Annotated in this window: 10 protein-coding genes; 3 read left to right on the top strand and 7 right to left on the bottom strand. The window is 64.4% G+C overall.

Features of this window, described 5'->3' with window-relative positions; all coding sequences use genetic code 11:
* Positions 1 to 97: 97 nt before the first annotated feature.
* Positions 98 to 2,041, bottom strand: coding sequence for a sigma-54-dependent Fis family transcriptional regulator (locus JEY66_RS01340; protein WP_016843582.1), 1,944 nt, complete (start codon positions 2,039 to 2,041; stop codon positions 98 to 100).
* A 284-nt stretch (positions 2,042 to 2,325) separates the two neighbouring features.
* Here JEY66_RS01340 and JEY66_RS01335 point away from each other — a divergent pair, with 284 nt between their 5' ends.
* Positions 2,326 to 4,134 (top strand): NAD(P)/FAD-dependent oxidoreductase, encoded by a 1,809-nt coding sequence (locus JEY66_RS01335; protein WP_018269229.1) that lies wholly within the window; start codon positions 2,326 to 2,328, stop codon positions 4,132 to 4,134.
* Positions 4,135 to 4,324: 190 nt separating this feature from the next.
* On the opposite strand, the gene JEY66_RS01330 is transcribed toward JEY66_RS01335, so the two are convergent.
* From JEY66_RS01330 to JEY66_RS01310, 5 genes are all read right to left on the bottom strand, one after another.
* Positions 4,325 to 4,744, bottom strand: a complete 420-nt coding sequence (locus JEY66_RS01330) for a CBS domain-containing protein (RefSeq protein WP_026192013.1) — start codon at positions 4,742 to 4,744, stop codon at positions 4,325 to 4,327.
* A 251-nt stretch (positions 4,745 to 4,995) separates the two neighbouring features.
* Positions 4,996 to 5,466 carry an aminoacyl-tRNA deacylase gene (locus tag JEY66_RS01325; protein ID WP_026192014.1) on the bottom strand — a complete coding sequence of 157 codons (471 nt, stop codon included), beginning with the start codon at positions 5,464 to 5,466 and terminating at the stop codon, positions 4,996 to 4,998.
* Positions 5,467 to 5,586: 120 nt separating this feature from the next.
* Entirely contained in the window at positions 5,587 to 6,399 is an 813-nt protein-coding gene (locus JEY66_RS01320; protein ID WP_016843587.1) for a pentapeptide repeat-containing protein, read from the bottom strand.
* A 321-nt stretch (positions 6,400 to 6,720) separates the two neighbouring features.
* Entirely contained in the window at positions 6,721 to 7,959 is a 1,239-nt protein-coding gene (locus JEY66_RS01315; RefSeq protein ID WP_016843588.1) for a CaiB/BaiF CoA transferase family protein, read from the bottom strand.
* Entirely contained in the window at positions 7,946 to 8,647 is a 702-nt protein-coding gene (locus tag JEY66_RS01310) for a haloacid dehalogenase type II (protein ID WP_016843589.1), read from the bottom strand. Before JEY66_RS01310 ends, JEY66_RS01315 begins: the two co-directional genes overlap by 14 nt.
* Before the next feature lie 94 nt (positions 8,648 to 8,741).
* Between JEY66_RS01310 and JEY66_RS01305 the strand changes: the two genes are divergently transcribed.
* Complete coding sequence (locus tag JEY66_RS01305; RefSeq protein WP_016843590.1) at positions 8,742 to 9,644, top strand: LysR family transcriptional regulator; 903 nt, start codon at positions 8,742 to 8,744, stop codon at positions 9,642 to 9,644.
* On the opposite strand, the gene JEY66_RS01300 is transcribed toward JEY66_RS01305, so the two are convergent.
* The gene (locus JEY66_RS01300) at positions 9,641 to 11,050 is read right to left on the bottom strand and encodes an MFS transporter (protein WP_018269231.1); all 1,410 of its coding nucleotides are present in this window, start codon (positions 11,048 to 11,050) and stop codon (positions 9,641 to 9,643) included. The genes JEY66_RS01305 and JEY66_RS01300 overlap by 4 nt on opposite strands.
* Positions 11,051 to 11,348: 298 nt before the next feature.
* On the opposite strand from JEY66_RS01300, the gene JEY66_RS01295 reads away from it, so the two are divergent.
* Positions 11,349 to 12,635, top strand: coding sequence for a YXWGXW repeat-containing protein (locus JEY66_RS01295; RefSeq protein WP_051110065.1), 1,287 nt, complete (start codon positions 11,349 to 11,351; stop codon positions 12,633 to 12,635).
* Positions 12,636 to 12,749: the final 114 nt, after the last annotated feature.

The raw sequence follows: 12,749 nt of genomic DNA, 5'->3' as shown, positions 1-12,749 counted from the left end.
GAATGGCGCGCCATTTTTCCACCGTTCGGCAGGCCACCGTTCGGCAGCGATGTCGTATCTGACCAGGGCGGTCAGCGACGGCGGGCAGCGACTGCGCTCAGCTCAGGTCTTTCGGCATCGTGATGCCGAAGCGGAGAATCTGGCGATGGATGGTCGAGCGATCGACGCCGCGTTCGCGCGCCACCCGCGAGACATTCCAGCGATTGTTGCGCAACGCCGTCAGTAGCGCATCGGCTTGCCGCGAGGTCGCCGCTCCGCCTCGTACCGGCTTTCCGGAGCTGTCCTCACGCAAAGGCTGAGCGATCCGGTCCGGCAGATCGGCAAGATCGATCGTGCCGTCGTTCGACAGCGCGCAGCCATGATCGAGCGCATTGATCAGCTCGCGGATGTTGCCAGGCCATTGGTACTTGAGCAGCGCGCTGCGCGCGCTTGCCGTCAGCGCATAGTTGGCCTTGTGCTCCGTCGAAAGCCGATGCAGGGATTGATCGATCAGCCACTCGATATCGGTGCGCTGACGCAGCGGAGGCAGCGCAAGCACCGCGCCGTTGAGGCGGAAATAGAGATCCTCGCGGAACTGCCCCGCCTTCACCAGCGCGACAAGGTCGCGATGGGTGGCAGCGATGACGCGGACATTGAGCGGGACCGGCCGGGTGCGACCGACCGGTGTCACCTCGCGTTCGGCAAGCACGCGCAACAGGCGCGTCTGCGAGGAGATCGGCATGTCGCCGATCTCGTCAAGGAACAGGGTGCCGCCGTCGGCTTCGAGCACGAGACCCTTCTTGCCCTTGGCCGCCGCACCGGTGAAGGCGCCCGCCTCGTGGCCAAACAGCTCGCTTTCGATCAGGCTTTCCGGCAGCGCGGCACAGTTGACCGCGACGAAAGGTCTGCCTGCCCGCGCACTGACCGAATGCAGCGCCTTCGTCAGGTGCTCCTTGCCGGTGCCGGTTTCGCCGGTGATCAGCAAGCCCATCTGGGTATTGATGAGCTTGGCGGCGCGCGTCACCACGTGATGCATTGCGGGATCGCCGCGGAACAGGTTGCGCAGCGGCGCCGGAAGCGCCGACTCGCTGCGGGAGGAGGCCGGCGCCGCCAGCTTGTTCGGGGGCGGCAGGGTTTGCGCGAACAGCGTCGCGCCGCTGTTGGCAAGCCGCAGCGTGCGCTGACCGGTGGGGCGAGAATGGGCGAAGCGCGGCAGATCATCGATGGTGCATTCGAAGATGTCGGATACGCCGAAGCCGTCGGCCCGCAGGCGAAGGTCCGGACGCCTGGCCAGTTCGCGGGCGAGCAGCTGCCTTGCGCGATTGTTGAAGCCGATGATGCGGCCGCCGCTATCGACGGCCATCACATAATCCGGATCGACATCGGCGAATTCCGCGGAGCCGGACAGCTTGATGATCCATTCCTGCCGGAAACGGTTCAGCAGGTTCGCATTCTCGATCTTGTGAGCGAACGACTTGACCAGTTGCAGCGCAAGGAACTGGCTGGCCTTCGGTTCCGGCGAGCGCAGCGCGGAGATGTCCAAGACCGCAGCGAGCTTGCCGCTGGGATCGAAGACCGGCGCGGCCGTGCAGGTCAGCGGAATATGGGTGGCGTCGAAATGGTCGGATTGATGCACCGTCAGGGCTTCTTCGGTCGCGATGCAGGTGCCGACGGCGCAAGTGCCGGCATGCGGCTCGTTCCAGTCGGCGCCGAGATAGAGGCCGGCCTTGCGAAGCGTGTTGTTGAATGTCGGGTCGCCGATGAAATCCACCGTGATGCCCCTGGCATCGGTGAGCAGCAGCACATAGCCTAGCCCGGCGATCTGACGATACAGCATCTCGACGCCGAACCGCGCCGTGTGGAGGAATTCGTCCATGGCGTCGCGGTGCTCGCGCAGCCGCCCGGATGTCACGATATGAGCGTCGCGCAGCACCAACGGATCGAGCTTGTGTTCGGAGACGCATCGTACCCACGACTGATGGATGATTGCATCACGCGCGCTGGTCTGGCCGACCGCAACGCGAACCAGCTCGTCGATGTGCGCAGCCCGCTCCGTCGTCACGGCTGATGCTCCTGGATGTTTCCCCGCACGTTGTTGCGTCGAGTGTCACTCGGATTGTGCCGCCGATCAAGTTTGTTGCGTGCAACACCTGTTGCATGGCGCAACAAGTGAGGCGGCCTGGCGCCGGCAGTTAACGCGAGGAAATGCCGAGCGTTTTTCGAGATGCGCCGCAGTGGCACGAGGCTTGCTGACATGGTGGTCGAGGCAAGATTCGACCTCGCTAACGAACGCGCCGGACCCACGACGCACAGGCGATCGACGCCGGCATATGGGAGAATGAAACCATGCTCACGAAGGCCCCGGACGGAAAGATCACCGCGCTGCTCGACGAGTTCAACGCCGCATTGTCGTCGGGTGACATCGAACGCGCGGTCGCGCTGTTCCAGACCGATTGCTACTGGCGCGATCTGGTCACGTTCACCTGGAACATCAAAACCATGGAAGGCAAGGATCAGATCCGCGACATGCTGAAGGCGCGGCTTGCGGACAGCAAACCATCGGGATGGCGCATTGCCGATGGCGAAGCTGCCAGCGAGGCCGGCGGCATCGTCGAGAGCTGGATCGAGTTCGAGACCGATGTCGCGCGCGGCTATGGTCACCTGCGCATGAAGGATGGACGCATCTGGACCTTGCTCACCACCATGGCCGAACTCAAGGGACATGAGGAGAAATCCGGCTTCACCCGTCCGCTCGGCGCCAAGCACGGCCATGGCAAGGACCGCAAGAGCTGGCGCGAGGAACGCGACCAGGAAATCACCGAGCTGGGTCATGCAAAACAACCCTATGCGCTGATCATCGGCGGTGGCCAGGGCGGCATCGCGCTTGGCGCGCGGCTGCGGCAACTGAACGTGCCGACCATTATCATCGAGAAGAACGAACGCGCCGGCGATTCCTGGCGCAAGCGATACAAGTCGCTCTGCCTGCACGATCCGGTCTGGTACGACCATCTGCCCTATATCGACTTCCCGAAGAACTGGCCGGTGTTCGCGCCGAAGGACAAGATCGGCGACTGGCTGGAGATGTACACGAAGGTGATGGAGCTCAACTACTGGAGCTCGACCACGGCGAAGTCGGCCAAGTATGACGAGAAGGCCGGGGAATGGACTGTCGTGGTCGAGCGCGACGGCAAGGAGATCACGCTGAAGCCGAAGCAGCTCGTGCTGGCGACCGGCATGTCGGGCAAGGCGAACTGGCCCACCTACAAGGGGCAGGACATCTTCAAGGGTGAGCAGCAGCATTCCTCGACCCACCCCGGGCCGGAGAAATATCGCGGCAAGAAGGTGGTGGTGATCGGTTCGAACAACTCCGCCCACGACATTTGCGCGGCGCTGTGGGAAGGTGGTGCCGACGTCACCATGGTGCAGCGCTCATCCACGCATATCGTGAAGTCCGACACGCTGATGGATATCGGGCTCGGCGCGCTCTATTCGGAGCAGGCGGTGGCGAGTGGGATGACCACGCGCAAGGCCGACCTGATCTTCGCCTCGCTACCCTACAAGATCATGCACGAATTCCAGATCCCGCTCTATGAACAGATGCGCGCGCGCGACAGGGATTTCTACGCCGCGCTGGACAAGGTCGGCTTCATGCATGACTGGGGCGACGACGGCTCCGGCCTGTTCATGAAGTACCTGCGTCGCGGCTCGGGCTATTACATCGACGTCGGCGCCTGCGATCTCGTGATCGACGGCTCGATCAAGCTCAAGAGCGGCAAGGGCGCCGCGGTGCAGGAGCTGACCGAAACCGGCGTCAGGTTCGTGGACGGCAGCGAACTCCCCGCCGATCTCATCGTCTATGCCACCGGCTATGGCTCGATGAACGGCTGGGCCGCCGAGCTGATCTCGAGGGACGTCGCCGACAAGGTCGGCAAGGTCTGGGGCCTCGGATCCGAGACCACCAAGGATCCCGGCCCGTGGGAGGGCGAGCAGCGCAACATGTGGAAGCCGACCCAGCAGCAAGCGCTGTGGTTCCACGGCGGCAACCTGCACCAGTCGCGGCATTACTCCCAATATCTGGCGCTGCAGCTGAAGGCGCGGATGGAGGGCATCGCGACGCCGGTCTACGGCTTGCAGAAGGTTCATCACCTGGGTTGATTGCCCGGGCGATATCGCGACGTCGGCGGATCGTCGGGCGATCCGCCGCTCGACAGATCGGATGGAGATCGAACTGTGCCGATCGCCGTCCAGCTTCGGGCCGATGCCTGTGAGACAACCGGCGCCGGTTGCCTTCCCGGTTGCTCATGATAGTGGCCGGTCTGCCGGATTCCCGCAGACCGGCCTCGCTTCAATGATGAGCAGACACGCTCTTCATACATTGGGACACGAGATCGGCACCGGCAAAGTGGCCTATATCCCCCAGACTGACCATGCCGACCATCCGTTTGCTCTTGTTGATGACAGGCAGCCTGCGGACCTTCAGCGTTTCCATGTGGTGCACCGCTTTCGTCAGATCGTCGTCTTCCCGGCAGCAGTGGATGCCTTCGGTCATCACATCCCGCGCCGTGGTCCGCGCAGAGTTGAAGTCCTTGCTCGCAAGACCTTTGCAGACGAGGTCGCGATCCGTCACCATCCCGATCAGACGATCGTCTTGCCCGATCGGAATGCAGCCGATGTCGTGGCCTTGCATCAATTTCGCGATTTCGGTGATTGGAGTGTCGGGGCTTACCCAATCGACGCCCTTGTGCATTACGTCCTTGACTTTCATGGAGGACCTCCCGTCCAAGGCAGCAGCCCCCTCGCTCGCAATTATACAACAGAGCTGGCGCGACTGCATGCGTGCTGCGCCTTAAGGCGCGATGAAACCGGGTCGAATCGTCATCGCGCATCAGCCCCCTGCTTGAGCATGATCTCCGCGCAAACGCATGCCGCCTTCGCCGCGCGAGAGAGCCGCTTCGCACCCATCCGGATCATGCTCTGCTCGGGACGCACCGACAGATGGTCCGCTGTCATGCCGCCTCAGTCGTGCGCACTGAAGCAGCCATGCAGGGAACCGGCGGTCAGGCGTGCGAATTGCGCACGACCGAGATGAAGCAACGTCTCATGATCGCCAGCTTCGATATAGATCTCGGGCTGCATCCGGATGCTGTCATCAACGATGACGTCGAGCCCGTAGCAGCTGCCGGCGGCGGGAACCGCCCCATGCGCACAGTCCGTGAACAGCCGATCGATCTCGCTTTCGGCGGCCATAGCGATATCGTCACCGAATCTCGCCCTGAGATCCGCCAGCCTGAGGTGATGCGATGCCGGCAGCACGGCGAGCAGGTACCCGTCGTTGCGGCGCAGCACGATGGCCTTGGCCAAGCGATCGCCCGAGACGTGACAAGCCTGGGCGGTAAGGGCGGACGACATCGTCAGTACATGCGGGATTTCGTCGTACTCGATGTTTTCTGCAGCGAGATAATTGTGCAATTTGGGAGAAATGGTCATGACGTCACCTCCGGTGCGACATGCAACCATCCACCGTGGTCCTGCCCGCCGCACGATGAGCGGCTGCGTGGTTCTCAAGACAGAACATAGGTCTTGTCGCAGGACACTGCAATTCGATCCCTAACGGGGACGCCGCGCCAGGTTCAAGTTCCGGGCCTTGTCCAGATTGCGGGCCTCGGCCAGCGCGGCAGCGCCCGGCAAGAGGGCCGACGCAAGGTCGGCCTCGGTGAAATCTGCGCCGGCGACATTGGCGTCGGACAGGTCGGCTCCCGCAAGGTCAGCTCTGTAGAGGCTGCAGTTCGCCAGATTGGCGTTCTGCAGTTGCGCGAATTCGAGATCGGCGCGCGAGAGATTGGCGCCGCTGAGATCCGCATTCCGCAGATCGGCGGATTTGAGCACGCCACGCATCAGGCCCATCGATTGGTTGCGCATATCGGCGCTCAGATCGGCGCCCGCAAGCCTGGCCCCGATCAGGCTGGCGCCGGACAGATCGGCGGTTATCCGGGCGCCGCTCAAATCGGCGCCGCCAAGCCTGGCGCGTTGCATCTGCGTGCCGAGCAGCGATGCCTTGACGAGGGACGCCCCCGTCAAGTCTGCGTCGATCAGCCAGCCCTGGTTCAAGATGGCCCGATCGAAGCGGGCGCCTTTCAGATTGGTCCGGTTGAGCTTTACGAGATGGAGGTTGCCGCCAGAGAAGTCGAGGCCCGAAAGATCGAGCTGCGACAGTCGCTTTCCATCCAAATCTGCAGCGCGTCCATCCCCTTGAGGGACCGACTTGAGGAGCGCGTCGACCTCGGCGCGCGTCATCTCCGACGTCGTCATTTCCGGACTGTTGAGGTCGACACTCCGCAGCATGTCCTGCGACACGGCGTCAGTCGGATCAACCAGCAGCGCCGCTATCGACACAAAGGCAAATGCGAGACGAAACGACATCGCCGTCTCTCCGCCGCTCAGTAACCCGGTATCGTCTCCTGCATTCCCCGGGTTGGCCGCGCCGTCAGGTGAGCTGGCCGGCTCCGGCCTCTGCCAGAGTATGAAACCGGATATCGATCCTGGCAATGCCAGTGACCCGTCCGAGAGAGGTTGCCCCCAAGCGCAAAGTGCCAGATTTCGGTCCGATGCACGTCTCGTCCCGGTAGGCTATCTCAAGCCCGAAGAGGCGCGACAGGAAGAACGATCTGCCGCTCGTCGTCGACGGCGCGACGCGGCATCTGCTCGGCGATAGCTCTCACGACGATGCCGACATAACGAGACTCACAGGAACGGTCGCACGAACGTCCGCCCAAAGTCGCCGAACGCGCCTTCGACCGCTGACCTCTCCAGCCGAGAGTCGCTCCAGCCGAGCCATTCCGCAAACACTTCGCTCGTGTGTTCGCCGAGCATTGGCGGCGGCGTCGAAGGTGCCGGCGGTTCGTCGCCGAACCGCGTCGGCCTCGCGATGAACCGCACGACCCCCGCGGCTCGATGGCGGACCGTCTGCACCATTCCCCGCTGCGTGAGCTGCGGCGTTTCGCAGACCTCGCCGACCGACTTGATCGCGCCGCACGGAATGCCCGCCGCACCGAGCGCCTGCAGCCAGTCGGCGCGGCTCCGCCGGGCGAAGATCGGCGAAAGGATCGCGACGAGTTCGTTGCGGCTTGCCGCGCGCTTCGGAGCGCTTGCGAAGCGGACGTCCTCGCGCAACTCCGGACGGCCGACGACGCCGCAAAACGCCGCCCAGAACTTGTCGTTCGCGACCCCGACATTGATCCAGCCATCGCTGGTTTCGAACGGTTCATACGGGCTGATGGTCGGATGGACATTGCCGCGGCGCTTCGGACTTTGTCCCGAGGCGAAGTACATGCCAGCGTTGAATGTCAGCAGCGATGCCATGGCGTCGAGCATGGAGACGTCGACCCGGCCGCCCTCGCCGGTGCGGCTCTTCCGCATCAGGGCAGCCAGCACCGAATGCGACGCATAGAGGCCCGTGACGAGGTCGGCGATCGACGTACCGACCTTGGTCGGCGGTCCGTCCGGATCGCCGGTAATGTCCATCACGCCGGATTCGCCCTGCAGGATCAGATCGTAGCCGGGGCGCGCCGCGTCGTCACCGGTGCGGCCGAACCCCGAGATGCTGCACAGGATGATGTCGCCCTTGCGGGCCCTCAGCGCGTCGAATCCGAGCCCCCATTTGTCCAGGGTACCGGGACGGAAGTTCTCGATGACGACATCGGCGACGGATGCAAGATCGAGCGCCGCATCGCGCCCCGCCGGCGACTTCAGATCGATGGCGCAACTTCGCTTGTTGCGGTTCACCGACAGGAAATACGCACTCTCGCCACCGATGAACGGCGGGCCGTAGCGACGGCTTTCGTCGCCTTGCCCGGGATCCTCGATCTTGACAATGTCGGCGCCGAGATCGCCGAGTTGCATCGTGGCAAACGGGCCGGAGACCACCCGGCAGAGATCGAGAACCCTGATGCCCGACAGCGGCTCGCGATCAGACGATCGCATCGGCGAGGTCCTTCATCGATGGCACCAGGATGTCGGGCTGATGCGGCGTGATCCCGAACGGGCGGCTGCGCCGGTCGATGAAGGCCGTCCGCATGCCGGCGGACTTGGCGCCGATGCAGTCGAAGGCATGATTGGCCACGAACAGCACCTGCGCGGGCTTCACGCCCATGATCTCGGCCGCTTTCGTATAGGTCGCGACATGCGGCTTGAACGAATTGGCCTCAGTCACCGAGATCACGCGATCGAACGGGACCTTGTGGTACTGCTTCGCGGTCTCGAGCATGTCCGGATCGCCGTTCGAGAGCACCACGAGCTTGTACTTGCGTTGCAGCCGCGCCAGCGCGTCCGGCACCTCCGGAAACGGCACCAGCTTCTCGATCTCGCCGACGAGGGTGCGTACATCGTCCATCGTGTAGTCGATCTTCGCGCGGTCCATGACGTGGGCAACCGCGCGGTGCCCGATCTCGCGATAGGGCGTGTGCTCGCGATGCAGCAACGCATCGATCATCGAATTCTCGAAATGCGTGCGACGCCACCACGTGACGAAGGAATTCGGATCGCCCTTCCAGCCCTTCTTCTCGAGGAACGGCGCCGCGATCCTGGTCAGGCCCCCCTGCATGTCGACGACCGTGCCGTACTGGTCGAACATGCAGATCTTCACGTCGCGCTTGATCGTCTCGAAGCTCATTGATGCCTCCTTGGTTCTGATCGATTGATACGCCCTGCACCATCATGGATGAAATGGATTTGTGATCTTTCGTCATTCACGATATGAATGATGGATGAACCTTCGATCCATCGACCTCAATCTGCTCGTCGCGCTGGACGCACTGCTGACCGAGCGTCACGTCACCAAGGCGGCGGATCGCGTCGGCCTCAGTCAACCGGCGATGAGCAATGCGCTCAACCGGTTGCGCGCGATGTTCAAGGACGAACTCCTGGTGCGGACCACGACCGGGATGAAGCCGACGCCCCGCGCCACCGAACTGGCGGAGCCGCTGCGCCAGGTCCTGCGCCAGGTCGAGCGCGTGATGGCGAGCGACGCCGGCTTCGATCCAGATCGGACCGAACGCACCTTCACGATCAGGATGTCGGACATTCTCGCCTGCCTGCTGCTGCCGCGGCTCGCCGCAGCGCGGCCGCCGGAGGGGCGGATCTCCTACAACACGATCCATCTGCCGCCTTCGCTTACGATCGATGCGCTGGAGCGGGACGAGATCGACGTCGCGGTGAGCATGGGGCTCGAGCATTCCGCATCGATCCGTTCCGAGACGCTGCTGCGCGACCGCATGGTCTGCCTGATGCGACGCGGACACCAGATCAAGCGCGCACGGCTGACCTTCGAGCGCTTCATCGCGCATGAGCACATGAAGGTCTCGATGAGCCCGACCGATCTTCGCTTCGTCGACGACGTGCTGGCCGAACGCGGCCATCGGAGACGCATTGCCCTGAACGTGCCGCATTGGCTGGTCGTACCCCACGTCTTGAAGAAGTCCGATCTGCTCGCGGTGATGCCGAGGCACCTCGCGACCGTGCTGATGGACGACGATCTGAGGATGGAGGAACTGCCGTTCGAGTCCGCGCCGTTCGACTGGATGTTGTACTGGCACCGCAGATACGATCAGAGCAATGCCAATGGCTGGCTCCGCGACCGGATCCGGGCGGCCTGCTCCGATCTGAACTAGGCGCCGAGGTCCGCCGGCCTCCGCGCCATCGACGACCGCCCTCCCGCCTCGACGTCCGCAACCGCCGACGCGTCCTCCAGAGATCGTCCCTTGGTCTCGAAACCGAACACGAGGAAGACCACGGCCTGGAAGACGAGGATGCCGGCCAGGGTCGTCAGCACGCCGGTCAGTCCTTGCCAGGCGAAGATCGCAACCACGACGTATTGAACCAGCGCGGTCGCGATGCGTCCGGACGTGGCGCAGATCGCCGTGCCGCGAAGCCGATACCGCGTCGGGAACAGTTCGGGGACGTGCATCGCGAACCCGGTCGCCAGCATCACGTAGATCGCGGTGATGAGCAGGAAGCCCACGGCCGCGAGCGCAACACCATCCGGCATGTACGGATAGGCGATCCCGAGCACCGCTGCCGCAATCGACGAGCAGACGATCGAGAGCCTGCGTCCGAGCCGGTCGGCCAGCACGAGCCCGATCAGCGATCCGACCGGGCCGCCCAGCGCCATCACCGTGGTGTAGCCCAGCGAGGAAACCACGCTGTGGCCGCCCTTGACCATGAAGGTCGGCAGCCAGCCGATGAACCCGTAGAGGCTGAAGCCGACGACGATGTGCAACAGGCTGCCGAGCAGCGTGCGCGCGAGATAGGGCGGCTGGAACAGACGCCAGACCGCGCCGGGAGACTCCTGCGCAGGCGCGCGGGCGGCAACGGCAGGCAGTACCGCCTTGCGCGCGGCCTCCGCTTCGATCGCCGACAGGATCTTCTCGGCTTCATCGGCACGTCCGTTGGCGGCGAGCCAGCGCGGCGATTCCGGCATCGACTTGCGCAGAAACCAGACGACCATCGCAAGGCAGCCGACAAGGCCGAACATGTAGCGCCATCCAAGCGTCGGGATCACCCACAGGCCGACCATGGAGGATACGAACAGCGAGAAATTGGTGATCACGGCGAGCAGCCCGATCCAGCGCCCACGCGAGGACGCCGGCACGAATTCCGTCAAGGTCGCATAGCCGACCACGATCTCCGCACCGAGGCCAATGCCGATGATGAAACGCAGGCCGATCAGGACGATCATGTTCGGCGCGAAGGCCGCGGCGATCGAGGCGAGGCCAAAGATTGCGAGGTTCATCTGGTAGGAGAAGCGGCGACCGAAGCGGTCGCCGAGGATGCCGGAACACCACGCGCCGATCGTCATCCCGACGAAGGTCGCGGAGACGAATGCGGCGTTGAGCTCGAGCGTCGACCAGCCTTCCTTGAGCACGGCGCCCAGCACGCCGCCGGCCAGATAGATATCGAACGCGTCGAGGAACATGCCGGCCCCGATCAGGGCCAGGATGCGCCAGTGGAATCCGCAGATCGGCAGCCTGTCGAGACGCGCGCCCGCGTTGATGTCGATGTCGGCGGATCGCGCCATGCCAAACCTCCCTGCCCGGCCTTTGGCAGCCGGATGCTCCGGGCACCGATTGATGACGCGCAGGGGGCCGTCGTCCAATTCAAATCGAAAATTCGACTATTTGGCGCAGTGATGAAGCTGACGAGACCGCACGATCGCGTTCCATCCTGACACCGAGCTGACTTGCATTCGCCGTCGTTAACGATGCCGCCGTCGCGCGATCTCGAAATCACGGTGTCAGCACAAACATTCACAACGGGTTCATGTCGCCGCCACTATTCGACTCCAACGCTGGGGGAAGAAGATTGGAGTATGTGCCATGCGCCGCATCGCCGGACTGCCTTTCGCCTTGGCTCTCAGCCTCTGCTGTCTCTCACCGCCCGCGCCAGCGCGCGCGCAGCTTGCCATCGGCATCACCGTCAATGCGGCGCCGCCGCCATTGCCGGTCTATGTCCAGCCGCCGATCCCCGCGCCCGGCTACATCTGGACTCCGGGCTATTGGGCATGGAGCGACGACACCGGCTACTACTGGGTGCCCGGCACATGGGTGCTTCCGCCGGCGCCTGAATTGCTGTGGACGCCCGGCTATTGGGGCTGGAGCGATGGCGCCTACGCCTTCCACGCCGGATATTGGGGCGCGACGGTCGGCTTCTACGGCGGCATCTCGTATGGCTTCGGCTACACCGGCGTCGGCTATGAGGGCGGCTACTGGCGCGGCGGCAGCTTCTTCTACAACAGCTCCGTCAACAACATCTCGAACGTCTCGGTCACCAACGTCTACAACAAGACCGTCGTCAACAACACGACCAACGTCAGCTACAACGGCGGCACCGGCGGCACCACGGTGAAGCCGACGCCGCAGCAGCTTGCTGCCCAGGGCGCGCACCACGTGGCCGCGACCGGCGAGCAGACGCGACACGCGGAAGCGGCGATGAAGAATCCGGCGCTGACGCTCGCCAGCAACCACGGTCATCCTGCGGTCGCCGCGACCGCGCACGCAGCACGGTTCAGCGGCGCCGGCGTGGTGGCCGCGCGCCCGGGCAAGCCGATCGCGGCGCCGCCGCCCCGGCATGCGCAACCCGCGACAGGACATGCTCCGCAGACGGGAAATGCCCTGCCGCCAGGACATGCTCTGCCGAGCGGAAACGCTTTGCCGCCAACCCACGCACCGCAGGCGGGGCACGCCCTGCCCGCCGGAAACGCTCTGCCGCCGGCACAGACAACGACGACGGGACACGCCTTGCCCACTGGAAATGCGCTACCGCCGGCACACGCGTCGACAACGGGACACGCCTTGCCTGCGGCAAGCGCTTCGCCGGCTGCGCACGCACTGCCGACGGGACACGCTCCGCCTGTCGCCGTCAACCATCCCGCTCCGGCACCGCACGTCGCAGCGCCGGCCGTGCATGCGCCGAGACCGCAGATCGCACCGCACGCACCACCCGCGCCACGCCCGGCCGCGCATCCGTCGGCGCCGCACGTCGCGCAAGCGGTTGTGCATCGGCCCGCGCCGCCGCAGGTGTCACGGCCGGCGCCGCGGCCTCATCCGGCACCACGGCCGCATCCTGCTGCGAGGCCGCGGCCGGCGCCGCACCAACACTCATGATCGAGTTCATCGGCGTGCCTGCAAGGGCACGCCGATGTCGTATGAGACCCCGTCGCGGGCACAACAGCACGCGGTGCAATCATCAATCCTGGACTTTCGGGCGCGAAGCGCGTC

Source organism: Bradyrhizobium elkanii USDA 76 (assembly GCF_023278185.1).
In the GTDB taxonomy this organism is placed as follows: Bacteria; Pseudomonadota; Alphaproteobacteria; order Rhizobiales; family Xanthobacteraceae; genus Bradyrhizobium; species Bradyrhizobium elkanii.
This window is presented reverse-complemented; position numbering and strand designations above follow the sequence as displayed.